Consider the following 22,829-nt stretch of genomic DNA (forward strand, 5'->3'; position numbering starts at 1 on the left):
CAGGCATGGCCGAAGAGCGCATCCTCGACGATGATCTCGTCACTGCCGAAATGGCGGAGATCGAGGTGCGCCCCGACGACCGTGTCGACGACGAACGCCACGACCAGGAGAACCGGCTCAAGGTCGATTATGTCTCCGCCGTGCGCGATGCGCTCGATGCGGGCGACAAGGGCGCGGTTTATGACCTCGTCGAACCGCTCCATGCCGCCGACATCGCCGACCTGATCGAGCTTCTGGGCCGGTCCGAACGTGCCGCCCTCGCCCGCGCGATCACCGACCTGATGACCAGCGACGTGATCGCGGAACTGAACGATTACGTGCGCGAGGACCTGATGGAGGCCCTGCCCGCGCAGGCGGTCGCCACCATCGCCGAGCAGCTCGACACCGACGATGCGGTGCAGCTGATCGAGGACCTCGACGAGGCCGATCAGCGCGCGGTCATCGCCGAACTGGAGCCCGAGACCCGCGAGGCGGTGGCCAGCGCGCTCGCCTATCCCGAAGAGACCGCCGGGCGCCTGATGAGCCGGCACTTCGTGGCGGTGCCCGAGCACATGAATGTCGGCGGGCTGATCGACTTCCTGCGCGAGGACGGCGATCTCGAGCATGATTTCTTCGAGGTCTTCATCATCGACGAACGCCACCACCCGGTCGGCACCTGCGCGCTCTCGTGGATCCTGACCACGCCGCGCGGCGTGAAGCTCACCGATGTGATGAAGCGCGACCAGACCCTGATCCCGGTCACGATGGACCAGGAAGAGGTCGCGCTGATGTTCCAGAAATACGCGCTGATCTCGGCCGCGGTGGTGGACGACAGTGGCCGGCTGGTGGGGCAGATGACGGTCGATGACATCGTCCACATCATCTCGGAAGAAGCGGGCGAGGACGCGCTGCTGCTGTCGGGTGCCGGCGATGGCGACATCAACGAGCCGATCGTCGATAGCTACAAGGCGCGGGTGCGCTGGCTCTTGGCGAACCTGCTCACCGCATCGGTCGCCTCGACGGTGATCGCGCAGTTCGAGGATGTGATCGCGGCAATGGTGGCGCTTGCGGTGCTGATGCCGATCGTCGCCGGGATCGGCGGCAATGCGGGCACGCAGACCCTCGCCGTCACGGTGCGCGCGATTGCCACCAACCAGCTGACCGACGCCAATACCTGGCGCGCGATCCGCCGCGAGATGTCGATTGCGGCATTGAACGGCGGCACGGTCGCGCTGGTGATCGGCGGGATTGTGGCGGTGCTGTTCGAGAACCCCTTGCTGGGCGGCGTGATCGGCGCGGCGATGCTGTGCAATATCGTGATCGCGGGGTTCGCTGGCGTGCTGGTGCCGCTGACGCTCCAGCGGTTCAAGGCGGACCCGGCGATCTCCTCTTCGATCTTCGTCACCATGACGACGGATTCGATGGGCTTCCTGGTCTTCCTAGGTTTGGCAGTGGTCAGCGGTCTGGCGCGCTGATAGCCCTCCTCCCCAACATAAGGGAGAGAATGATGGCAGGACGGGTGGGCGGCAAGGTTGTGCTGCTGACGGGCGGCGCGATGGGTCTGGGCAAGGCGGCGGCAAAGGCGCTGCTGGCCGAGGGTGCGAGCGTCATCATCACCGATATCGATGAGAGCGCCGGGCGCGCGACGGCGGCGGAGCTGGGCTGCGGCTACTTGCCGCAGGACGTCACCGACTGGGCGCGCTGGCAGGAGGTGATCGCCGAGGTCGAGGCCGCGCATGGCCGATTGGACGTGCTGGTCAACAACGCCGCGATCACGGTGTTCGGAAGCATCGCCGACATCAGCCCGGAGGATTTCCGCCGCTGCTATCGCGTAGATGTAGATTCGATCTTCATGGGCTGCAAGGCGGCGATCCCGCTCATGGCGCGGGGTGGCGGGGGTTCGATCGTCAACTTCTCCTCGGCTGCGGGCAACAAGCCCTCGCCCGATCTTGCCGCCTACAACTCGGCCAAGGCGGCGGTGGTGACGCTCACCAAGTCGATCGCGCTCTATTGCGCGCGCGAGCAGAACGGGGTGCGGGTCAACGCGGTGCAGCCGGGCACGATCCTCACCCCCAATGTCGAGAGCGTGATCGCCGGCACCCCCGACCCTGACGCCACCCGCGCCGCGTTCAGCGTCGCCCAGCCCATCGGGCGCATGGGCGAGGTCGAGGATATCGCGCACCTTGTGGTCTACCTCGCCAGCGACGAGAGCAGGTTTGCGACTGGCGCGCCCTTCATCGTCGACGGGGGTCTGAGCATCGCATGAGGAGGGGGGCATGAGCGCCGACCGCTTCGCCATCATCGACCTCGCCGCGCTCTACATGCGCGGGCTCGACCGGCTCGACGGGGCGCTGCTGGAGGCGCAGTTCTGGCCCGATGCGCGGTGCGAATACGGGGTGTTCTCGGGCGGCCCGGCGGACTTCGCGGCGTTCTGCATGACGATGCTGACCGAGCACGAGCGCAACCACCACATGCTCGGCCAGCACCTCGTCGATTTCGCGGGGGAGGACGAGGCCTTCGGGGAAGTCTACTACCAGGCCTACCACCGCGTCTTCGACGAGAGCGGCGCACCGCGCGACCTGTTCATCGCCGGGCGCTATGTCGACCGCTACGAACGGCGCGGCGGCACCTGGAAGATCGCCTACCGCTCCGAGCTGGTCGACTGGGTGCGCGACGATCCCGCCGCCGACGCGATGGCCACCGCCGCCCCCTTCATCATGGGCGAGCGCAAGCCCGCCGACCCGCTCTACGACCGCGAGGCGATGCGGTGAACCGGCCCGATCTCACCGCCCCCGCCGACCCCGCGCTCGCCCCCGGCGAGGCGCGCTGCCCCGGCCCCTCGATGCAGGACATTCTCGATGCCGACGGGGACAATCCCCCGCCCGCGATGCGCGAGGAGGCCTACAGCTTCCTCGGCGACGAGGATCTGCCCTTCGCGCGCTACACTGACCCCGCTTTCCACGATCTCGAAATGGAGCGCCTGTGGCCCAACGTGTGGCAATGGGCCTGCCGCGAGGAGCACATCCCCGATCCGGGCGACCGCTATGTCTATGACGTCGGCCATCATTCCGTGCTGGTGGTGCGCGGGGCCGACATGGCAATCCGCGCCTTCGTCAATTCCTGCCCGCACCGGGGGATGAAGTTTGCCGCCGAAGGATCACGCGGCGTGCGCCGCGCCAATATCCGCTGCCCCTTCCACGGGATGAGCTGGAACCTCGACGGCACGCTTCGCGAGGTCCCGTGCCGCTGGGATTTCCCCCACGTCACCGACGCAAATTTCGGCCTCGACGAGGTCGCTTGCGACACCTGGGGCGGCTTCGTCTTCATCCACATGGGCGCAAGTCCGCCGCCGCTCGCGCAGCAGCTGGAGGTGATGCCGGAGCACTTCAAGCTCTGGCCGATGCACGACCGCTACGTCGCGCTGCATACGGAAAAGGTGCTGCCCGCCAACTGGAAGATGGCGATGGAGGCCTTTCTCGAGGCCTTCCACGTGCTGGAGACCCACGCGCAGGCGGTCCACACCGCCGCCGATGCCAATGCGCAATACGACATTTTCGGCAAGCACGTGTCGCGCTTCATCCATGCGGTCGGCGTCCCCTCGCCGCACCTCAGGCAGGAGGTCAGCGAGGCGACGCTGTTCGGCAAGCTCGGGCGCGATCCTGCCGCGCTGCCCGAAGGTGCGAAAGCCCGCGCCGAACACGCGAAGCTCCTGCGCGAGGAATTGGGCGCCGCCTTCGGCACCGACCTGTCTGACGTCTCGACCACCGAGATGATGGATTCGATCGAGTATTTCCTCTTCCCCAACGCCTTCTTCTTCCCCGGCATCGGCATCCGCCTGTGCTACCGCTTCCGCCCGCTCGGGCCGGACGAAACCTTGCACGAGATTCTCGTCCTCCAACCCTTGCCCGTCAGCGGCGAACGGCCCGCGCCCGCCACCCCGATCCGGCTCGGCGTGGAGGACAGCTACACCACCGTCCCCGGCTTCGCGCTGGCCGAGATTCTCGACCAGGATACCGAGAACCTGAAGCTCCAGCGCGACGGGGCCAAGGCCTCGCGCAAGGGGGCGCAGACGCTCGGGAACTATCAGGAAGCGCGCATCCGCCACCTGCATCTGACGCTCGACGCATACCTCGCCGGTTGACTTGCGCGGCCGGGTGCCGAACAAGGCCCCCATGCCGCTTCACCTGACCAAGATCGCCTTCGGGGCGAAGAGCTACGCGCATCTCGAAAGCTGGTATCAGGGGCGCGGGGCCATCGCGCTCACCACCCGCAACCGGCCGACCCGGCACGCGGAGTGCGTCGGCGGGTCGCTCTACTGGATCATCAACCACGCGATCGTCGCGCGATCCCCCATTCTCGGCTTCGAGAAGACCGAGGACGGGCGCTGGGACATCGTGCTCGAACCCAGGCTCATCCGCGTCCACCAGATCCCCAAACGCGCGCATCAGGGCTGGCGCTATCTCACCGACGAGAAAGCCCCCAAGGATGTGGCCGACGGCGAGGATATCGGCGATGCGCTGCCGGGCAAGCTGGCGATGAAGCTGGAACGCCTCGGCCTCGTCTAGCTAGGGCCGCACGCGCGGCGGCGGCATGCCGGTGCAGGCGAGGAACGCCGCCCCGGTCAGCACCATGTTGAGCCCCGCCACCACGCCCAGCAGCGCGATCGACCAGCCGCCCGGCAGGCCGAGCAGCACCAGCACGCCGAGCACCAGCGAGACCAGCCCCGAGACGAGGAACAACCCCCACCCGCGCTGCGGCCTGATCTGCGCGCCCATCAGCATCGGCGCAATCCCGTCAGCCGCGAAGAAGGCGCCCAGCGCAAGGGTCAGCGCCAGCAGCCCGGCAAAGGGGTTGGCGAGGAACACCAGCCCGCCCAACAGATAGAGCACGCCAAGCACGATCTGCACCGCGCGCCCCTGCCAGCCATGAACGCGAAAGGCGTGGACGAGCGCCGCGATCCCGCCCGCCAGCAGCATCAGGCCGACCGCCAGATTGAACGAGAGCGCGGCCAGCAGCGGGAAGGCCAGCGCCATGACGCCGACCAGCACCAGCACGATGCCCAGCACCACGAAGCCCCCGCGCCGCAACGGCGTGCGCGCGCCGACCCGCTTGTATTGCGCCTTGGGATAGGCCGCCATGGATCAAGGTCTCCCGCGTAATGCAAACGCGCGCGGGCGGCGGGGACGGGGAGGTCTTGCCCCGCCCCCGCCGCCCCTCGCCCGTCACGGTGTTCAGAAGCCGACAGCGCGCGCGTTGGCCGCGTTGTGGCCGCCGTTGCGGGTCAGCACTTCGCGGATCTTGTCCTCGTGGAGCCCGATATCCTCGACCGTCACCACCACGCCGCCGTTCTTGATGCGATCGTTGTAATAGCTCGCATCCTCCTCGCTGACGCCGTGCTTGGTGAGGGTTTCGTTGAGCGTCCCGCCGATCGCGCCGAGCACCGCGCCGATACCGACCGCCTCGGGCACCGCAGCCGCCGCAATGGCGCCCGCCGCAGCCAACGGCCCGACGCCCGGGATCGCCAGCGCGGCGACGCCGAGCCCGGCACCCAGCGCCCCGCCGCCCAGCACGCCGCGCAGCACGTTGCGGTGGTCCTCGTCGGTCACTTCGCCATCGGCGGTCGAAGTGGTGGTGGTGCCCTTGTGATGGGCGATCACCGACAGGTCATTGTCGCCGATCCCGAGCGAACGCAGGTCACCCACCGCACTCTCGGCTTCGGCGTGGCTGTCGAAAATCGCGGAAACCTTGGACATTGCTGTTCTCCTGCAAACTGGCAGCGCCCGCGCGGGATCGCGCAGGCTGTGGCCTTGGCATGCAGGAAGGCGCCGCCGGCGGCGCTGTCATGGGAGGGTGCGGCGCGGCGCCGGGCTGAAATTCCGGTCAGGTGGCCGCGCGGGTCTTCTCGGCGACGCGCCTGAGGGCGCCCATATAGACCTCGGGAGCCTGCGCGCCGGGAATCAGGAACTTGTTTGCGACGATCATCGCCGGCACGCCCGAAATGTTGAGATCCCAGGCCTGCTGCTCTTCGGCGATCACGCGCGCCTCGAGTTCGGGATCGTCCAGCGCGGTCTTGGCCGCCTCGCGGTGCAGGCCCGCTTCGGCGGCGATGTCGAGCAGAACCGCCCGGTCGCCGAGGTTGCGGCGCGCGTTGAAATGGGCGCGGAACAGTGCGAGCTTCAGCGCGGTCTGCACCCCGGGCCCGGCCTGCTCCAGCGCGAAGGCGAGGAGCTTGTGGCAATCGCGGGTGTTCCACATCATCGCAGGCGGCGCTTCGCCCTCGCCCTCCCAAGACAGCGAGACCCCCGCCCCCTCGGCAATCGCCTTCATCTGGCCCCGGATGCGCGCGCCCTCTTCGGCGGGGCGGCCATATTTGCGCTGGAGGTGCGCTTCCTGCTCCTCGCCCTCGGGGGGCATCTGCGGGTTCAGCTCGAACGGCCGCCAGCGGATCACGCCTGCGATCTCGCCCTCCAGTTCCTTGAGCGCCCTGGTCAGCTGGCCGTAGCCGATCAGGCACCACGGGCACATGACATCGGAATAGATGTCGATGGTGAGCTTTTGCGCGCTCATCTGTCGAGCCACCAGCACACAAGGTGATGCGCGATGGCGAAGGGACGCGGGAAGTAGAGGAGGTCGGTCCCCGCCTCGCCCGCCGCGCGCGCGGCTTCGAGTTCGGCGCGGGTGAACCAGCGCGCGTCCTCGAGTTCGGTGGTGTCGATGGTGAGTTCGGGGTCGTCCGCGACCGAGGTGCAGCCGATCATCAGCTGGCTCGGGAAGGGCCAGGGCTGGCTGGCGATGTATTTCACATCGCGCACCCTGACGCCTGCCTCCTCGTGGATCTCGCGCGCCACGGCTTCCTCGATCGTCTCGCCCGGTTCGACGAAGCCGGCGAGCGCGGAATACATCTTGGGCGGAAAGCGCGGCTGGCGGCCGAGCAGGAGCCTGTCCTCATGCTCGACCAGCATGATCGTGACCGGATCGGTGCGCGGGAAGTGGTCCGCGCCGCAGCTGTCGCAATGCCGCTGCCAGCCGCCCTTGACAAGCTTGGTCGCCGATCCGCAGCGCGCGCAGAAGCGGTGGCGGGCGTGCCAGTCGACAAGGCTCCTCGCCCCGCCATAGATGGCAAGGTCAGGGGGCGCGAGCTGCGTCATCAGCGCCCAGGCGCGCGGCATGGCGTAAGCGGGGCCATCGGCGCCCTCGCCCGGCACCGGAGCGAAATGCGCCTTGCCGTCCTGCATCCCGAGAAACACCAGCTCGGCATCCTCGGGCACGTCGGCGAGCGAGCCCCACACGAGCCCGCCCTGATCGTCCACCCCCGGCAGCAAGCCATCGAGCAGCAGCACCTTTGCGCGCCAGTTCATCAGGCCCGCGAGCGCCTCGGGATCGACGCGGATGTGATCGGCCCGGTCGAGCGGCGATCCGGCGAAGGCCATCCCCGGCGGCGTGGCAGGCGCGTGCATCAGGCGGCAGCCTTCTTCGCAGCGCGCATCGCCGCGAGATCCTTCTGCATCGCGGCCATGAACTCGTCGCGGATCGGGTAGGCTTCGGACGGCATGTACTGGGTCCACAGGCACGAGCGCAGCTTCAAGTCGAAATCGACCGCGCCGAGCGTGCCCGCCGCCCCGCCCCAGCCGAAGCTCGACCCCTTGGAGCGCCCGCCGGCGCCGTGGCCCTCGCCCTCGAGCCAGCTGCCCTTGAGATCGACGGTTGCAGGGATGAGGTTCGAGGTGCCGACGCGCACCGCATTCTCGCTCATCACGAACTTGCCGTCGATCCGGCCATAGCCGAGCAGCATCCTGAGGAAGCGGTCATAGTCCTTCGGGCTCGAAACGAGGCCGCCGCCGCCCGCCGCCACTTCGGGCGGGTCGAGAAAGACCGAGGCCGGGCCCGGATCGATCGGGAAGGGCGTGCCGCCGACGATGCCGTAATTGTCGGTGAGGCGGTGCGCCTCGCTCGCGGGGACCTGCATGAAGGTGCTGGTCATGCCGCAGGGGTCGAAGATGCGAGCCTTCAGGAAGGCTTCGAATTCCATCCCGCTCACCACCTCGATCACCCGGCCGAGCAGGTCGATCGAGCAGGAATAGCTCCACCTGGTGGCAGGCTGATACATCAGTGGCAGTTCGGCCAAGCGGTCGGCCCAGACCGCAAGGCCCGGCGCAGGCGTGACCGGCTCGATCCCCGGGATCGGCAAGCGGCTCACCCGGCCACCGATCAGACCCTGCGCGTTGAAGGCCTTTTGCAGCGGCCCCTTGCTGATGATCTGGTAGCCGAGCCCGGCGGTGTGGGTCAGCAGCATGCGGATCGTGATCGGCTGATTGGCGGGCACGGTATCGTCGAGCGAACCCTCGGGATCGACCAGCACCTTCATGTCGCGGAAGGCGGGGAGGATCTCGTGGACCGGCTGGTCGAGGCCCAGCTTGCCCTCGTCGATCAGGATCATCGTCGCCATGCCGGTGATGGGCTTGGACATCGAGTAGATGCGGTAAAGCGAGTTCTCGTCCACTAGCGCCGGCTTGCCGAGCGCGAGCGTGCCGCCCCCGACCGTATGGGCATGGGGTTGCTGGTCCCAGCCGAAGGACAGCAGCAGGTTGGCCAGCTTCTTTTGCGAGACATACTTGTCGGCGAGCGCCGCGACATTGGCCCAGTCCTCGCTCACGTCATGCGCAAAGGCGGCGCGGCCGAACGGCAGGCCCGACAGCGCTGCCCCGCCTGCGAAGAGTGCGCCCGCGCGCAACAGCGAGCGGCGCGAAAGATCGGGGGTCATGCCGGAAAGTGCGGCGGTCTGGATAGGCATCAGGCAGAATCTCCGGTCCGTGTTTGAAACCTGTTTGCGGCAGGCGGGAAGCCCGGTCAATCGCGGTGCACGGGGACACGTGAACTGCGGCTTGCGAAGCCTCGGTGTCTTATCTATATAAGACACATGCTCAACCTCCTTGCCTATCTCGTCGGCCTTGTCAGCCTCGTCATCGTGATCCCCGCGCAGATCCCCCTGCTCGGCTGGGCCAACTGGTTCGCCCTGCCGCTGATCGTGATCGGTATCGTGATCGGGGCGCTGTCCTCGAAGGACGGCGGGCGCAACTTCTGCCTTGTGGTGCTGCTGATCGCGGGCGTGCGGCTGACTTTGGGCGGCGGGGTCCTCTAATCCCCGCGGGCGAGCGCCAGCCGCGCGGCCTTGGCGAACAGGGTCGCAAGCCCGGCCTCGCCGATCTTCTCGACCGGCCACCACTGCCCCGCCCCGCGCGGCTGCGACACCGTTTCGAGCGCGCGCACTTCCAGCGTCAGATGGGCATGGGTGAAGCCGTGGCGCACCGCGCCCAGCCGCTGCCATGCTCCGCCCAGCGGCGCCTTGCCCGAACCGTGTTCTTGCGCGCTCCAGCCATCATCGGGCAGCGCGCGCATCCCGCCGAGCATTCCTTCGGGCGGGCGGGTGACGAGCCACACCTGCGTGCCCTTGGCCCGGGTGATCCAGAAGGCCGTGCCGCGCCGCTCGGGCACCACTTTCCTCGGCGGCTTGACGGGCAGGCGCCCGGGGTCGCCCTGCTTGCGGCCCTCGCAGCTGCCGGAAAGCGGGCAGATGAGGCAGCGCGGGGCGCGCGGCGTGCAGATATTGGCGCCGAGGTCCATCATGCCTTGCGCGAAATCGCCCGCGCGGCTGGCGGGCGTGATCGTCGCGGCGGCGGCGCGGATCGCCTTCCTCGCCCCCGGCAGCGGCTCGGTTATGGCGAAGAGCCGCGCAACCACCCGTTCGACATTGGCATCGACCACCACCGCGCGCTTGCCGAAAGCGATCGCGGCGATCGCGGCGGCGGTATAGTCGCCGAGGCCGGGGAGCGCGCGCAGCTCGGCCTCGGTATCCGGGAAGCCGCCCCGCTCCGCCACCGCGCGCGCGCATTTCAGGAGATTGCGCGCGCGCGAATAGTAGCCGAGCCCCGCCCACGCCGCCATGAGCGTCTCGTCGGATGCAGCGGCGAGCGCCTCGAGCGTCGGCCAGGTCTCGGTGAACTTGGCGAAATAGGGCTTCACCGCCGCCACCGTGGTCTGCTGGAGCATCACCTCGGACAGCCACACGCGGTAGGGCCAGGCCGGGTCATCGGGCAGAGCGCTGCCCGGCGGCAAGCGCCACGGCAGATCGCGCGCATTGCGGTCATACCAATCGACGAGCGTAGCGGCAATTTCGGGCTGGATGCTGGCAGTCACGCGCGGCCTATGGCATGGCGGGCGCAATCATGGGAAGCGACAAGAAACCTCCGGCCACAGACAGCAAGATCAGGCCCTACACTCGCCCCCGCGGACAGGGCCCGCGCGCGATCGGCGATCTCATGCCCGAGATCGGCCGCACCGCCTTCCGGCGCTTCGGCTTCGTGCAAAGCTCGGTGGTCACCCGCTGGCCCGAAATCGTCGGCCCCAGGCACGCCCGCGTATGCAGCCCCGAGGCGATCCGCTTTCCCCCGGGGGAGAAGGCCGAAGGCATCCTCGATCTGGTGGTGATCCCCGCCCATGCGCCGCTGATCCAGCAGGTCGTGCCGGAAATCATCGAGCGGGTGAACCGCTTCTTCGGCTACCGCGCGGTCGCCCGCGTCAAGCTGCGCCACGGCGCGGTCACCCCGCCCGCCGACGGCCGCCCGGCCAAGCCCCCGCCGTCGCTCAAGCCGATCCCGCTGGAATTGGGCGACAGCTTGCGCGATATCGGCGATCCGGAGCTGCGCACCGTGCTCGAATCGCTCGCCCGCAGCCTCTCGAACAACGAAAAGCCGACCCCACCGGAAGAATAGCCCCCATGCTGAAACCCCTCCTTTTCACCGCCGCTGCGCTGGTGCTGGCTGCCGGCGTCGCCTCGGCGCAGGACCTCTCGCGTCCCGACAGCGCCTTTGCGCCCAGGTCCAAGGCGGCAAGCTGGCAGAACACCGTCACGCGCACCGATCGCGGGCATCTGGTCGGCAATCCCGATGCGGGCACCACGCTGGTCGAATTCATCAGCTACACCTGCCCGCACTGCGCCGATTTCGCCGCGCGCGGCGAGCCGGCGCTCGATGTGGTGCTGCTCGGCCCGGGCAAGCTCAAGGTCGAGGTGCGGCCGGTGATCCGCAACGGGCTCGACGTGGTCGTGACGCTGCTCGCCAATTGCGGCGACCCGGCCGATTTCAAGGTCCGCCACCGCGCGCTGATCCTTGCCCAGGCCGACTGGCTCGGCAAGGCACGCGCCGCCCCGCAGACCCAGCAGGCGATCTGGCAGCGCGGCGACAGGGCCGCCCGCCAGAACGCCGCCGCTGCCCTCGGCCTTACCGCCATGCTCGCTGCAAAGGGGCAATCGAAGGCCGAGCTCGACGCCTGCGTCGCCAATGATGCCGCCGCACAGAAGCTGCTCGCCAACGACGATGCCGACGCGGCCGAATTCGGGGTCGATTCCACCCCCAGCTTCGCAATGGACGGCAAGCTCCTGACCGAAGTGCACAGCTGGGAGACGCTCTACCCGCTGCTGCGCGAAAGGTTCACCGCCAGGGCCGAATGAGCGCGCCTGCGAATTGTTCACACCCCTTGCGCGCTGGTGCTTGCTGGCAGAGCGCGTGCGGGGCTATCCTCCCGCCGTAAAGCGAACTCCCAGTTAGGACGACCCGATGACCCTGACCCGCCTTTTCTCGCTCTGTCTTGCCGCTCTTGCGCCGCTGATGCTGGCGGCCTGCGGCGGGGATGCCGCCGGCGATGGCGCCAGCAGCGAACCCCTGCCGGTCGTCGCGCCGCCCGCCGGCACGACCTGGGCGCAAAAGGTCGCCACCACCGAGCGCGGCGGCTATCTCGTCGGCAACCCCGATGCGCCCCTGAAGCTCGTCGAATACGGCTCGCTCACCTGCCCGGCCTGCGCGCGCTTTTCCGAGGAGGGTATGAAGCCCCTGATGGAAACCTACGTCAATTCGGGCCGCGTCAGTTATGAATTCCGCAGCTTCCTGATCCATGGCCCGCTCGATCTGGCGCTGACCCGCATGATTGGCTGCTCCGCACCCGAAGCCGCCATGCCGCTCGCCGACCAGATCTGGGCCAATCTCGGCCCCATCCAGCAGCGTGCCTTCGCCAACGAATCCGCGTTGAACGACCTTGCCAAGTTCCCCGAGAACGAGCGTTTCGTGCGCTTCGGCGAGCTTACCGGCCTCTATGAATTCTTCGCCGCGCGCGGAATCAGCGAAGACCAGGCACGCACCTGCATGGCCGACTTCGCCAAGCTCAAGCAGCTTTCCGAAATCTCCGAGACCTACGCCAACGACGACAAGATCCAGTCCACCCCGACCTTCGTGCTCAACGGCACCAAGGTCGAGGGCAGCACCTGGGCCGAGCTCGAGCCCCGCCTCCAGCGCGCCGGCGCGCGCTGAGGCTGACGGGCGGGGGCGCCAGAACAGCCGATGCAGATCCACCGGCTCAAGCTCAGCGGCTTCAAGAGCTTCGTCGAGCCGGCGGAACTGCGCATCGAGCCCGGGCTGACCGGCGTGGTCGGTCCCAACGGCTGCGGCAAGTCCAACCTCCTCGAAGCGATCCGCTGGGTCATGGGGGAAACCTCGGCCAAGTCGATGCGTTCGGGCGGGATGGAGGACGTGATCTTCGCGGGCACCTCCACCCGCCCCCCGCGCGATTTTGCCGAAGTGGTGCTCCACGCCGAGGATGACGGCGGCGAGGAGCTGGTCGTCACCCGCCGGATCGAGCGCGGCGCCGGGTCAGCCTACCGCGTCAACGGCCGCGATGTGCGCGCCAAGGATGTGGCGCTGACCTTTGCCGATGCGGCGACCGGGGCGCACTCGCCCGCGCTCGTCAGCCAGGGCAAGATCGCGCAGGTGATCGCGGCCAAGCCCGCCGAACGCCGCGCGATGCTCGAGGAAGCGGCGGGGATCGCGGGGCTGCATGTGCGCCGCAAGGATGCCGAGGGCAAGCTGCGCGCGGCCGAAGCGAACCTTGCCCGGCTCGAGGACCTGATGGCCGGGCTCGATGCCCAGATCGCCTCATTGAAGCGCCAGGCGCGGCAGGCCGAGCGCTACACCGGACTCACCCGCCAGATCCAGGCCGCCGAGGCCCGTCTGCTGTTCGCCCGCTGGCGCGAGGCTGCCGCCGCCGCCAAGGCCGCCCGCGCTGCTGCCGAAGGCGCCGAGGCGCGGGTCGCCGAGGCGCAGAAGGCAGTCGAAGTCGTCCAGAAGGAGCAGGCCGAGGCCGCCGCAGCGCTCGCCGAAGCCCGCGACGAACTCGCCGACCGGCGTGACGATGCCAGCGCGCACGGGCACCGCATGGCGGCTTTGGCGGAAAAGCTCGATGCTGCCGAGACCCGGCTGCGCGATCTCGAACGCCAGCGGATGCGGCTCGAGGAGGATCGCTCGGACGCCGACCGGCTGACCGGCGCTGCGGTCGAGGCATTGGCGCGGCTCACGCAGGAACTCGAGGTCAGCCGCGGTGCAGCGGCAGCCGCCGAAGCCGCGCGCCCCCTGCTCGCCGAAAAAGCCGAGGACAAGGAGCGCGCCAGCCGCGCCGCCGAACTCGCGCTCGCCAAGGCGACCGCCGATCAGGCCGGGGTCGAGGCCGAATGGCGCGTCGCCGAGGCCGCCGTCGACCAGGCGCAGGCCCGCCTTGCACGGATCGAGGCCGAAGCCAGCCGCCTCTTGCGCATCCGCGCCGAACTCGAGGCCGCCACCGACCCCGACGCCGACCTTGTCGCCGCGCGCGAGGCTGCGGATGAAGCAGCGGACGATCTCGCTCGCCTGCGCGCGAGGCTCGCAGAGGACCAGGCGCGCAAGGCCGACCTCCAATCGCGGCGCGACGATGTCGCAAGCAGCCTCGCCGCCGCGCGCGCCGAACTCGCCGGAATCGAGCGCGAGCACACCGCGCTTGCCCGCGACCGCGAGGCCCGTGCCAAGCGCGAGGCCGGGCGGCAGGGGATGGCAACCCCGCTCGACCGGGTGACTGTCACCCCCGGCCACGAACGCGCGCTCGCGGCGGTGCTGGGGCGCGACGGGAAGTCGCCGCTCGGCACGCCTGCCCCGGCACAGGACGGACGCTTCTGGACGGGGGCCGCCGCGCCCCGCCCCGTCGCCGACAGCCTCGCCGGGCGGCTTTCGCAATGCCCGCCGGAACTCGCCGCCCGCCTCGCGCTGGTGCACTGCGTCGAGGAGGATGACGCGCGCGCGCTGGCTCCGGGCGAATGGCTGGTGACCCGCGCCGGGCACCTCAGGCGCTGGGACGGTTTCGTCGCGCGCGGCGAAGGGGCTGCCGAAGCCGCGCAGCTCGAAGCGGCCAACCGCTTTGCCGAACTGGACGCCGCCCTCCCGCCCTTGCGTGACGCCGCCGCCCGTGCCGAGGCCGAGGACAAGGCGGTTCGCGAGGAGCTTGCCGCGCTCCAGACCGGGCTCATCGCGCAGGAGCGCAGCATCGCCAGCGCCATCGAGGCCGAACGCCAGGCACTGCGGCGGCTCGACCAGGCCGAGGCGGCAAAGGAACGTCTCGCCGCACGCCTTGCCGAACTCGCCGCCAGTGCAGCAGACACCGAGACCCAGATCGCCGCCGCCCGAAGCGAGGTCGAAGCCGCCACCGCCGCCCGCGAAAGGCTCCCCGCCCGCGATGCAGGGCGTGCCGCGCTCGAAGCGGCGCAGGCGAAGAACGCCGCCGCCCGCGCCGCAGTGCAGGCCGCGCTTGCCGAGCTTGCCGCGCAGGACCAGGCGCTCGCCGTCGCGCGCGAGCGGCTCGCCGGGCAGCAGGCCGACCACGCCGGCTGGCAGGCCCGCGCCTCGGATGCCGAGCGGCGCATGGCTGAAACCGGCCGCCGCCTCGCCGAAATCGCCGAGGAACACGCCGTCATCGCCGCCAAGCCCGCCGCGCTCGCTGCCGAGATCGAGGCAGGCGAGGCGACCCGCGTCCGCCTTGCCGCCGAACTTGCCGCAGCCGATGCGGTGATGCACGCGGCCGAGGCGCGCAGCCGCGCGGCCGACACCGCGCTCGCGCAATGCACCGAGGTCCTCGCACAAGCCCGCGAAGCGCGCGCCAGCCTTGCCGCGCGCGCCGAGAACGAAGAGCTGCGCCGTGCCGAGATGGCCCGCATTTCGGGCGAGCGATTCCAGTGCCCGCCCCCGCTTCTCGGCGATCGCTTCGGCTTCGAGGAGGCCGACCTTGCCCCTGCCGCGCAGGAATCCGAGGAGCTCGAAAAGCTCACCGCCGCGCGCGAGCGGATCGGCCCGGTCAACCTCGTGGCCGCCGACGAACTCGCCCGGATCGAGGCCGAGCACGGCTCGAGCGCCGAGGAGCAGGCCGAACTGGTCGAAGCCATCGCCCGCCTGCGCGGATCGATCGGCAACTTGAACCGCGAGGGCCGCGAGCGGCTGCGCGCCGCGTTCGAGGCGGTGGACGGGCATTTCCGGGTGCTGTTCACGCGGCTGTTCGAGGGGGGAAGCGCGCACCTCGCGCTGGTCGATTCGGACGATCCGCTGGAAGCCGGCCTCGAAATCTACGCCCAGCCGCCGGGCAAGCGGCTGCAATCCTTGTCGCTGCTGTCAGGCGGCGAGCAGGCGCTGACCGCGACCGCGCTGATCTTCGCGCTGTTCCTCACCAACCCCGCCCCGATCTGCGTGCTCGACGAGGTCGACGCGCCGCTCGATGATGCCAACGTCGAACGCTTCTGCGACCTCCTCGAATCGATGGTCGCCACCACCACCACCCGCTACCTCATCGTCACCCACAATGCGGTGACGATGAGCCGCATGCACCGATTGTTCGGAGTGACGATGGCGGAGAAGGGCATCTCGCGGCTGGTGAGCGTCGATCTGGGCGAGGCCGCGCTGCTGGCGGCGGAGTAGGCATGATGGCAACCACGGTCGAAGAGGGGTTCGCGCGCATCCGCAGCTGGGCAGAGGCCAATTTTCCGGCGCTGCTTGAGGGGCTCAATCCGGGCTCACCGAAGCAGAAATAGACGACGCAACCGACATTGCGGCCTCGGAACAGCTCAAGCAGCTCTACGCCCTCGCGAACGGCGAAAGCAGGAAGGGCATCGGCTTCTTCTTCGGGCTGCGTTTCATGCCTATCGATGAATTGGCAAGAATAGCGCAAATGTGGCGCGACATCGCGAACGCCGATCTGGAGTCAGCCGAAGACGGCGAATTCCACAGTTCCGACCCCGAAGGAGCCATCGCCGCCAAGTACATCAATCCGGGGTGGATCGCTTTCGCCGACGATTTCGGCGGCAACCACCTGTCGGTGGATACGGCTCCCGGCCCGGCAGGCACGGCGGGCCAAGTCATCAATTCCGGCCGGGACGAGGAGCGCAAGCGCCTGATCGCGGGCAGTCTTGCATCGTTTCTCGGCTGGATGGCGGATGCGCTGGAGCAAGGCAATTGCTCCATTAATGCGACCGGGAAGGCCGATCTGCCTTATGAATTCCTGCTTGCTGAGCCGCCAAACAATCACTTCCTCGATGCCGTGCAGAAGATGAATCTGCCGGTCTGAGCAAGGCTAAGCCTCCAGCGCCGCCGCCAGCTTCGCACGCACCGCTTTCAGCCCGGCGATCACCTCGGCCATGTCCGGCACCTCGGCGACCGCGATGCGCACGCCCGGCGCCGCGTCGGGATCGGCGCCGGCGCGGCGGTCGCCCGAGCGGCGGTCTTCCTTGCGGCGGTCGAGCGGCGACTTGGCGGCCGCGCGCAGCACCGCCTCGGCGCCCTTCAGCGTATAGCCCTCGCGGTTCACCAGCCGGTCGATGGTCTGGACCAGTTCGACATCGGCGGGGCGGTAGTAGCGCCGCCCGCCGCTGCGCTTCAGCGGCTTCAATAGCGGGAACTGCGCCTCCCAGTACCGCAGAACATGGGGCCGGATGTCCAGCGCCTCGCTGACTTCGCCGATGGTGCGCAGCGCACCCTCGTCCTTGCCGTCATCGAAACCGGTCATCTGGCCTCACCTTCCTTGCGTTACCCCTTGGCGATGCGTTCCTTGAGCAGCTGGCTGGCACGGAAGGTCATCACCCGGCGCGGCGTGATCGGCACTTCGATCCCGGTCTTGGGATTGCGGCCGATCCGTTCATTCTTGTCGCGCAGCACGAAGCTGCCGAAGCCCGAAATCTTGACGTTTTCACCCTTGGCGAGCGCATCGCTCATCTTGGCGAGGATCGCCTCGACCAGATCAAGCGATTCCGCGCGGCTGAAACCCATCTTGCGATTGATGGTCTCAGCCAGATCGGCGCGGGTCAAAGTGCCAACCGAACGCATCATGCGAATTCTCCTTCGCGGTGCGACCCGAACAAAGGTGACAGGTGTTTACGATTTTCGGGCGCGATTGCAAAGCGATGCGTTGCGGATTGTTGTGTTAACGACAATTGACCTAACAAAAGTGAGAGGCGCGGCGCCTGCGCCTCACATGCGGATGAGGCTTGCCCCCCAGGTAAAGCCGCCGCCCATCGCTTCCAGCATCACCAGATCGCCCGGTTTGATCCGCCCGTCCTTGCGCGCGACATCGAGCGCGAGCGGCACCGAGGCGGCCGAGGTGTTGGCGTGATCCTGCACCGTCACCACCACCTTCTCCGGCGCAAGACCGAGCTTCCTTGCGGTCGCATCGAGGATCCGCGCATTGGCCTGGTGGGGCACGACCCAGTCGATCTCGCTCACCAAAACTCCTGTATCCTCAAGCACTTCCTTGAGGACATCGGCAAGGTTGACGACCGCGTGGCGGAACACTTCGGGCCCGCGCATCCGCACATGGCCGACGGTCTGCGTGCTCGAAGGCCCGCCGTCGACATAAAGGAGATCATGCTGGTCGCCATCGGCGTGAAGCTTGGTGCCGAGGATGCCGACCCCGTCGTTCGCGCCCGAAGGCGCCTCGAGCACCACCGCGCCCGCGCCGTCGCCGAACAGCACGCAGGTGGTGCGATCCTCCCAGTCAAGGATGCGGCTGAAAGTCTCCGCCCCGATCACCAGGGCACGGCTCGCCATGCCGGTCCTGAGCAGCGAATCGGCCGTGGCCAGCGCATAGAGAAAGCCCGAGCACACCGCCGCCACATCGAAGGCGATCCCGCCCTGGCACCCCAGCGCCGCCTGCACCTTGGTGGCGGTGGCGGGGAAGGTGTTGTCGGGCGTGGCGGTGGCGAGCACGATGAGGCCGATGCTCGATGCCTCGATCCCGGCATCGTCCAGCGCGGCGCGCGCGGCGGCGATGGCGAGGCTGGCGGTGGTCTCGCCCTCGCCCGCGATGTGACGCTGGCGGATGCCGGTGCGCGCGACGATCCATTCGTCCGAGGTGTCGACCGATTCGGCGAGCTCGGCATTCGTCACCACCCGGCGGGGCAGCGCCGAGCCGGTGCCAAGCACGCGCGAGCCGCTCACAGACCCCTTGTTCAAGCTGGCGCCTCGCTGTCCTTGGGGGCCGTGCTGGGAACGTGCTTGCGCAGCGCTTCCTCGCCCAGTTGCGCAAGGTCCTGCGCGATCCGTTCGGTGAGCTTGTTCTCGAGCAGGCGCGCCGTCACCGCAACGGCATGGGCGACGCCCTTGGCATTGGCGCTGCCGTGGCTCTTCACCACCACGCCGTTGAGACCGAGGAACACCGCACCATTGTGGTTGTTGGGATCGAGGTGGTGCTTCAAGAGCTCGGTTGCCGGGCGCGAGACCAGGAAGCCGATCTTCGAACGCAGCGACGAGGTGAAGGCCTGCCGCAGCAGATCGGTGACGAACCGCGCCGAGCCCTCGATCGCCTTCAGCGCGATATTGCCCGAAAAACCGTCGGTGACGACCACATGGGTTTCGCCGCGGTTGATCTTGTCGCTTTCGACAAAGCCGTCGAACTGCATCGCCAGCCCGACTTCGGCGCTCGCCGCGGTCAGCATCGCGGCGGCATCGCGCAGTTCCTCGGTGCCCTTGATTTCTTCGGTGCCGATGTTGAGCAGGCGCACGACCGGCCGCTCGAAACCGTTGACGATCCGCGAATAGGCCGCGCCCATCACCGCATACTGGACGAGGTTGCGGGCATCGGCTTCGGTATTGGCGCCAAGATCGAGCATCACCACGTCATGCGCCTGGAGCGTCGGCATGATGGCGGCAAGCGCGGGGCGATCGATCCCGGGCATGGTCCTGAGGGCGAGCTTGCTCATCGCCATCAGCGCGCCGGTGTTGCCCGCGCTGACCGCGGCGCCGGCATCGCCGGTCTTCACGGCATTGACGGCCAGACCCATCGAGGTGGTCTTGGCGCGGCGGATCGCCTTGCTGGGCAGCTCGTCCCCGCCGACCACATCGTCGCAATGGAGGATTTCGGAGGCCGCGCGCAGGTTCGGGTGGTTGTCGAGCGCGGCTTCGATGCGCGCCTGATCCCCCACCAGCAGAAACTTGAACTTGTCGTGATCGCGGCGAGCGAGCGCGGCGCCTTCAACCATGACGCGCACGCCTTCATCGCCGCCCATCGCATCGACCGCGATACGGGGCAGGCTCATCGTGCTTTTCTCCGGTCTATCGTAAGCACCACCGGCTTAGCCGACGGCGACGACCTGACGCCCGTTGTAATGGCCGCAGTGGCCGCAGATGTTGTGCGGACGCTTCAATTCGCCGCAATTCGAGCATTCGTGGAACGCCTCGACCTTGAGGGCATCGTGCGAACGACGCATGCCGCGACGGGAAGGCGATACTTTTCTCTTGGGGACAGCCATGGCGGCACCATTTCCTCAAATTACTGACGTGCGCCGCCCATTCATCCGGCTGCGCCTGCGATTCTCGAAGGCCGCCCTTACGGCAAGGAGGGCTACCGCACAAGCACGAGGCTTTGCGGGGCATTCCTTGGCCAGCAGCGGCGGGGAGCGGCGCGCTATAGCGAAAAATTCGCGCGTTGCAAGCAGCGTGGATGGGCCCTAGCAAGGCGGCCTGTTTCAGAGGGGATTTCATCCATGATCATGCTTCCCGTGACCCTCGCCGCGGCTGCGGCGGCGGCGGTGCTCAACATCTGGCTCGGCATCCGCATCGGGGCGCTGCGCACGGCGCTCAAGATCAGCGTCGGCGACGGCGGGAGCGAGGCGTTGCAGCGCCGGATGCGCGCGCAGCTCAACTATGTCGAGAACACCGGCTTCGTGCTGGTGCTGATTGCGGCGATCGAACTGGCCGGCAAGGGCAGCTGGTGGCTCGGGCTGGTCGCGCTCGCCTATTTCGTCGGGCGCGTCGCGCACGGCATTGGCATGGACGGCGGCAAGGCGCAGGTCGGGCGGATGATCGGCACGATCGTCACCATGCTCACCCAGATCGGCCTCGCGATTGTGGCGGCACTGGTGGCGGCGGGGGCGATGTAGGCCCTCCTCGAGGGGCACCGTCAGCTCAGGATATAATCGCTCACGAAGGCATTGGTCTTGCGCTCGCGGCCGAAGGTGCTGGTAAGGCCATGGCCGGGGATGAACATCACGTCCTCGCCGAGCGGCCAGAGGCGCTGGGTGATGGAATCGATCAGGTCCTGGTGATTGCCGCGCGGGAAGTCCGTGCGGCCGATCGAGCCCTGGAACAGCACATCGCCGACGATGGCAAAGCGGCTGGGTTCGTGGAAGAACACCACATGGCCCGGCGTGTGGCCCGGGCAGTGGATCACATCGAGCGTCAACTCGCCCACCGTCACCGTGTCGCCGTGCTGGAGCCAGCGGGTGGGCGTGAAGCTCTTGGCGACCATCCCCCAGCGCGGGCCGTCGTCATCCAATTGGTCGATCCAGAAGCGGTCATCCTCGTGCGGGCCTTCGATGGGCAGGCCCAGTTCCTCGGCCAGCATCCCGGTCTGCCCGCAATGGTCCAAGTGCCCGTGGGTGACGAGCAGCTTTTCGAGGCTAACACCGGCCTTGGCGACGCCATCCTTGAGCTTGTCCAAGTCTCCGCCCGGATCGACCAGCGCGCCCTTCATCGTCCTGGTGCACCAAATCAGCGAGCAGTTCTGTTGCAGCGGCGTCACGGGGATGATCGCGGCGCGCATGGGGGGGAGGGGTTTGGGGGTGTCGGTCATGGGAGCGGGACTGCTCATTTTGTCGGCGATACGCAACCGCGATTTTTCAGGATTGGCGCAGCACGGGTTCTTCCCACGGGCCGACGTCCAGTTCGATGGCAAGCGGCTCTGTGGGGACCAGATCAGCCTTCGACTTGAGCTCTGCCTGCAATCCGGCAACAGCATCGTCCCGGCGCGAATAGATGCCTGATGGCGGATAGTCGTTCATCCAGTAACCGCCACATTCCTCGTCGGGCTCGTTGATGGTCTCCGTGGCGAACTGGAAAAGGCCGTCCGAGCGCAAAAGCAGGCGTCCTCGGCGATTGCCTGCGATCAGCAACTCAGTGGCGGTGACGATCATGACGCGGGCCTAAACCCGCCCCCCCTTCCACACAACCCGGCCGATGATCTCGACCTCCTCGGCCGCCACCTCCACGGGCGGATAGGCGAAGTTCTGCGAGAGCAGCGCCACCCGCCCCGGCCCCGCACTCGCGACCCGCTTTACCATCAGCGTGTCGCCGAGGCGGACGACGTGGATCCCGTCACGAAAGGCGCGCGGCGCGCGGTCGACGAGGATTTCGTCGCCGTCGTTCAATAGCGGCTCCATCGAATCCCCTTCGACCCGGATCGCGGAAAGCTGCGCGCGCGCCAGGCCCTGTTCCTCGAGCCAGCGGCGCGAGAAGCGGAAGGCATCGAAAGCCGCCTCCCCGCCCGCGACGCGCCCGGGGCCTGCTGACGCGCCCAGATCGAGGCGCGGGACGTCGACCCATTGTCCATCCTCGCGCGGGATGGGGGCGGTTACATAGGAATTTTCCTGCGTATCCCGCAATTCCTCCTCGCCCACGCCAAGAAAGCGGGCGAGTGTCGCGCGGTCCTGCTCCTCGAGCTTGCGGGGCGATCCTTTGCGAATGAATTGCTGAAGATAGGAGGGGTTCTTCCCGAGCAGATCGGACAGTGCGGCGAGGCTCACCCCCCTCGCCTGCGACAATTCGAGGAGACGGATGCGGGGCCGATCGAGAATTTCGCGGGGGTTTTGGAGCAATTTCGTCATGCCCTCATCCTATGCGAAAGATTTTTCCTAGACAAGTAGGAAATGGAGTGAAACAAATCAGGAACATCGGGCGAGTCGCCCGGTGCGAATCGCCCAGATCAGCAATTTGAGGGACGCAAAACCATGCTGCTACGGTCCATCGAAACCTTCCTCCGGGCACACGCCATGCCCGCCACCAAGTTCGGGCGGCTCGCTGCCCAGGATCCGCGCTTCGTGCTCGACCTGCGCATGGGCCGCGTCCCGCGCCACGACACCGAGATGCGCACTCGCGCCTGGATGCAGGGCTACGACGCCGGAACCGCCGATGCGGCGCTGGCCGAGAGCGAGGAGATGGCATGATGCTCACCGAATGCTTCGGCGATCCCTTCGCCGACATCCACGGCGATCTCGCGCCGGTCGAGACCAAGGCCGCAGCCCTGCCGATCGGCGCGCCGGCCGCACTGCGCCCGCGCCGCACCCTGGCCGACAGGGTGCGCTCGGGCCTGATGGAGATCACCGCCGGAACGGGCACGGTGCTCGCCCACGAGGAAAAGGCCTGGGCCTCGATCACCTTCGCGGGCACCCGTCACGAGGTGGTCCTGGAATTCTGCGGCGGCGATGCCGTGGCGGCCGGAGAAGAGCTGATCGAGCGACTGCCCGATCACGAATTCGCCATTCCCCGCCAGCTGGTCGCCGATGCCGCGATCACCAAGGTCGACCACCGCTTCGGCGCGATGGAGCGGCTGGAAGTAACCTGCGTGCTGCTGCTGCTGGAGGAGGGGTGACCCTGACGCGCGGCCCGGTGGCGCAGTGCCCCGGGCCGCCAGCGGCCCGCAAGCGCGAACGCGCGCCCGCAGGTGCCCCGGAGCGAAGCGGAGGGAATAGC

General features: G+C 68.2%; 28 protein-coding genes. 14 read left to right on the forward strand and 14 right to left on the reverse strand.

From position 1 onward, the window contains the following. Window positions 1-5 precede the first annotated feature (5 nt). Genes mgtE through D620_RS0110195 form a run of 5 tightly spaced genes read left to right on the forward strand, consistent with a single transcriptional unit; the run spans window position 6 to window position 4,544 of the window. Window positions 6-1,454, forward strand: a complete 1,449-nt coding sequence (gene mgtE, locus D620_RS0110175) for a magnesium transporter (protein WP_017665699.1) — start codon at window positions 6-8, stop codon at window positions 1,452-1,454. 29 nt (window positions 1,455-1,483) lie between these two features. After that, complete coding sequence (locus D620_RS0110180) at window positions 1,484-2,245, forward strand: glucose 1-dehydrogenase (protein WP_017665700.1); 762 nt, start codon at window positions 1,484-1,486, stop codon at window positions 2,243-2,245. 10 nt (window positions 2,246-2,255) lie between these two features. Further along, window positions 2,256-2,750, forward strand: coding sequence for a nuclear transport factor 2 family protein (locus D620_RS15170; protein WP_017665701.1), 495 nt, complete (start codon window positions 2,256-2,258; stop codon window positions 2,748-2,750). Then, a complete protein-coding gene (locus tag D620_RS0110190) occupies window positions 2,747-4,120 on the forward strand; it encodes an aromatic ring-hydroxylating dioxygenase subunit alpha (RefSeq protein ID WP_017665702.1) in 1,374 nt (457 codons plus the stop codon). Before D620_RS15170 ends, D620_RS0110190 begins: the two co-directional genes overlap by 4 nt. Window positions 4,121-4,151: 31 nt before the next feature. Next, complete coding sequence (locus D620_RS0110195) at window positions 4,152-4,544, forward strand: DUF1489 family protein (RefSeq protein WP_017665703.1); 393 nt, start codon at window positions 4,152-4,154, stop codon at window positions 4,542-4,544. Here D620_RS0110195 and D620_RS15175 read toward each other — a convergent pair whose 3' ends face one another. The 5 genes from D620_RS15175 to D620_RS0110220 all read right to left on the reverse strand — a co-directional run bounded on the left by D620_RS15175 (window position 4,545) and on the right by D620_RS0110220 (window position 8,770). Continuing rightward, complete coding sequence (locus D620_RS15175; RefSeq protein ID WP_017665704.1) at window positions 4,545-5,117, reverse strand: DUF308 domain-containing protein; 573 nt, start codon at window positions 5,115-5,117, stop codon at window positions 4,545-4,547. A 93-nt stretch (window positions 5,118-5,210) separates the two neighbouring features. After that, entirely contained in the window at window positions 5,211-5,732 is a 522-nt protein-coding gene (locus tag D620_RS15180) for a hypothetical protein (protein WP_017665705.1), read from the reverse strand. A gap of 127 nt (window positions 5,733-5,859) precedes the next feature. Continuing rightward, window positions 5,860-6,546, reverse strand: a complete 687-nt coding sequence (locus D620_RS0110210) for a DsbA family oxidoreductase (protein ID WP_017665706.1) — start codon at window positions 6,544-6,546, stop codon at window positions 5,860-5,862. Further along, the gene (nudC, locus tag D620_RS0110215; protein ID WP_017665707.1) at window positions 6,543-7,436 is read right to left on the reverse strand and encodes an NAD(+) diphosphatase; all 894 of its coding nucleotides are present in this window, start codon (window positions 7,434-7,436) and stop codon (window positions 6,543-6,545) included. Before nudC ends, D620_RS0110210 begins: the two co-directional genes overlap by 4 nt. Then, window positions 7,436-8,770 carry a serine hydrolase domain-containing protein gene (locus D620_RS0110220; RefSeq protein ID WP_233992056.1) on the reverse strand — a complete coding sequence of 445 codons (1,335 nt, stop codon included), beginning with the start codon at window positions 8,768-8,770 and terminating at the stop codon, window positions 7,436-7,438. The genes nudC and D620_RS0110220 overlap by 1 nt, the downstream gene beginning before the upstream one ends. Before the next feature lie 126 nt (window positions 8,771-8,896). On the opposite strand from D620_RS0110220, the gene D620_RS0110225 reads away from it, so the two are divergent. After that, window positions 8,897-9,118 carry a hypothetical protein gene (locus D620_RS0110225; protein ID WP_017665709.1) on the forward strand — a complete coding sequence of 74 codons (222 nt, stop codon included), beginning with the start codon at window positions 8,897-8,899 and terminating at the stop codon, window positions 9,116-9,118. Here the strand turns inward: D620_RS0110225 and D620_RS0110230 are convergent. Then, window positions 9,115-10,173, reverse strand: a complete 1,059-nt coding sequence (locus tag D620_RS0110230; RefSeq protein WP_017665710.1) for an A/G-specific adenine glycosylase — start codon at window positions 10,171-10,173, stop codon at window positions 9,115-9,117. The genes D620_RS0110225 and D620_RS0110230 overlap by 4 nt on opposite strands. A 29-nt stretch (window positions 10,174-10,202) precedes the next feature. On the opposite strand from D620_RS0110230, the gene D620_RS0110235 reads away from it, so the two are divergent. The 5 genes from D620_RS0110235 (at window position 10,203) to D620_RS15185 (ending at window position 16,437) form a co-directional block, all read left to right on the forward strand. Then, window positions 10,203-10,748: a DUF721 domain-containing protein gene (locus D620_RS0110235; RefSeq protein ID WP_026092119.1), complete on the forward strand. Its 546-nt coding sequence runs from the start codon at window positions 10,203-10,205 to the stop codon at window positions 10,746-10,748. Window positions 10,749-10,753: 5 nt separating this feature from the next. Next, window positions 10,754-11,485: a DsbA family protein gene (locus D620_RS0110240; RefSeq protein WP_017665712.1), complete on the forward strand. Its 732-nt coding sequence runs from the start codon at window positions 10,754-10,756 to the stop codon at window positions 11,483-11,485. Between the two features lie 106 nt (window positions 11,486-11,591). Then, window positions 11,592-12,338: a DsbA family protein gene (locus D620_RS0110245; protein WP_017665713.1), complete on the forward strand. Its 747-nt coding sequence runs from the start codon at window positions 11,592-11,594 to the stop codon at window positions 12,336-12,338. A gap of 30 nt (window positions 12,339-12,368) precedes the next feature. Further along, the gene (gene smc, locus D620_RS0110250) at window positions 12,369-15,791 is read left to right on the forward strand and encodes a chromosome segregation protein SMC (protein WP_017665714.1); all 3,423 of its coding nucleotides are present in this window, start codon (window positions 12,369-12,371) and stop codon (window positions 15,789-15,791) included. Window positions 15,792-15,918: 127 nt separating this feature from the next. Continuing rightward, window positions 15,919-16,437: an SMI1/KNR4 family protein gene (locus tag D620_RS15185; protein WP_233992060.1), complete on the forward strand. Its 519-nt coding sequence runs from the start codon at window positions 15,919-15,921 to the stop codon at window positions 16,435-16,437. 6 nt (window positions 16,438-16,443) lie between these two features. On the opposite strand, the gene D620_RS0110265 is transcribed toward D620_RS15185, so the two are convergent. The 5 genes from D620_RS0110265 to rpmF form a co-directional block, all read right to left on the reverse strand. Next, complete coding sequence (locus D620_RS0110265) at window positions 16,444-16,875, reverse strand: MerR family transcriptional regulator (RefSeq protein WP_017665717.1); 432 nt, start codon at window positions 16,873-16,875, stop codon at window positions 16,444-16,446. A gap of 20 nt (window positions 16,876-16,895) precedes the next feature. Beyond that, complete coding sequence (locus D620_RS0110270) at window positions 16,896-17,195, reverse strand: integration host factor subunit alpha (protein WP_017665718.1); 300 nt, start codon at window positions 17,193-17,195, stop codon at window positions 16,896-16,898. A gap of 141 nt (window positions 17,196-17,336) precedes the next feature. Further along, window positions 17,337-18,302 carry a beta-ketoacyl-ACP synthase III gene (locus D620_RS0110275; RefSeq protein ID WP_017665719.1) on the reverse strand — a complete coding sequence of 322 codons (966 nt, stop codon included), beginning with the start codon at window positions 18,300-18,302 and terminating at the stop codon, window positions 17,337-17,339. 11 nt (window positions 18,303-18,313) lie between these two features. Further along, window positions 18,314-19,399 (reverse strand): phosphate acyltransferase PlsX, encoded by a 1,086-nt coding sequence (plsX, locus tag D620_RS0110280; protein WP_017665720.1) that lies wholly within the window; start codon window positions 19,397-19,399, stop codon window positions 18,314-18,316. A gap of 36 nt (window positions 19,400-19,435) precedes the next feature. Beyond that, window positions 19,436-19,612: a 50S ribosomal protein L32 gene (gene rpmF / locus D620_RS0110285; RefSeq protein WP_026092120.1), complete on the reverse strand. Its 177-nt coding sequence runs from the start codon at window positions 19,610-19,612 to the stop codon at window positions 19,436-19,438. A gap of 234 nt (window positions 19,613-19,846) precedes the next feature. On the opposite strand from rpmF, the gene D620_RS0110290 reads away from it, so the two are divergent. Further along, entirely contained in the window at window positions 19,847-20,242 is a 396-nt protein-coding gene (locus tag D620_RS0110290; protein ID WP_017665722.1) for an MAPEG family protein, read from the forward strand. Window positions 20,243-20,262: 20 nt separating this feature from the next. On the opposite strand, the gene D620_RS0110295 is transcribed toward D620_RS0110290, so the two are convergent. The 3 genes from D620_RS0110295 to D620_RS0110305 all read right to left on the reverse strand — a co-directional run bounded on the left by D620_RS0110295 (window position 20,263) and on the right by D620_RS0110305 (window position 21,964). Further along, window positions 20,263-20,904 (reverse strand): MBL fold metallo-hydrolase, encoded by a 642-nt coding sequence (locus D620_RS0110295; protein WP_017665723.1) that lies wholly within the window; start codon window positions 20,902-20,904, stop codon window positions 20,263-20,265. A gap of 76 nt (window positions 20,905-20,980) precedes the next feature. Further along, window positions 20,981-21,274: a hypothetical protein gene (locus D620_RS0110300; RefSeq protein WP_017665724.1), complete on the reverse strand. Its 294-nt coding sequence runs from the start codon at window positions 21,272-21,274 to the stop codon at window positions 20,981-20,983. Window positions 21,275-21,283: 9 nt separating this feature from the next. After that, window positions 21,284-21,964: a LexA family transcriptional regulator gene (locus tag D620_RS0110305; RefSeq protein WP_017665725.1), complete on the reverse strand. Its 681-nt coding sequence runs from the start codon at window positions 21,962-21,964 to the stop codon at window positions 21,284-21,286. A gap of 123 nt (window positions 21,965-22,087) precedes the next feature. Between D620_RS0110305 and D620_RS0110310 the strand changes: the two genes are divergently transcribed. Both D620_RS0110310 and D620_RS0110315 read left to right on the forward strand, forming a co-directional pair. Beyond that, window positions 22,088-22,303: a hypothetical protein gene (locus D620_RS0110310; protein WP_026092123.1), complete on the forward strand. Its 216-nt coding sequence runs from the start codon at window positions 22,088-22,090 to the stop codon at window positions 22,301-22,303. Next, window positions 22,300-22,728, forward strand: coding sequence for a hypothetical protein (locus tag D620_RS0110315; protein WP_017665727.1), 429 nt, complete (start codon window positions 22,300-22,302; stop codon window positions 22,726-22,728). The genes D620_RS0110310 and D620_RS0110315 overlap by 4 nt, the downstream gene beginning before the upstream one ends. Window positions 22,729-22,829: the final 101 nt, after the last annotated feature.

Source organism: Porphyrobacter sp. AAP82 (assembly GCF_000331285.1).
Lineage (GTDB): Bacteria > Pseudomonadota > Alphaproteobacteria > Sphingomonadales > Sphingomonadaceae > Erythrobacter.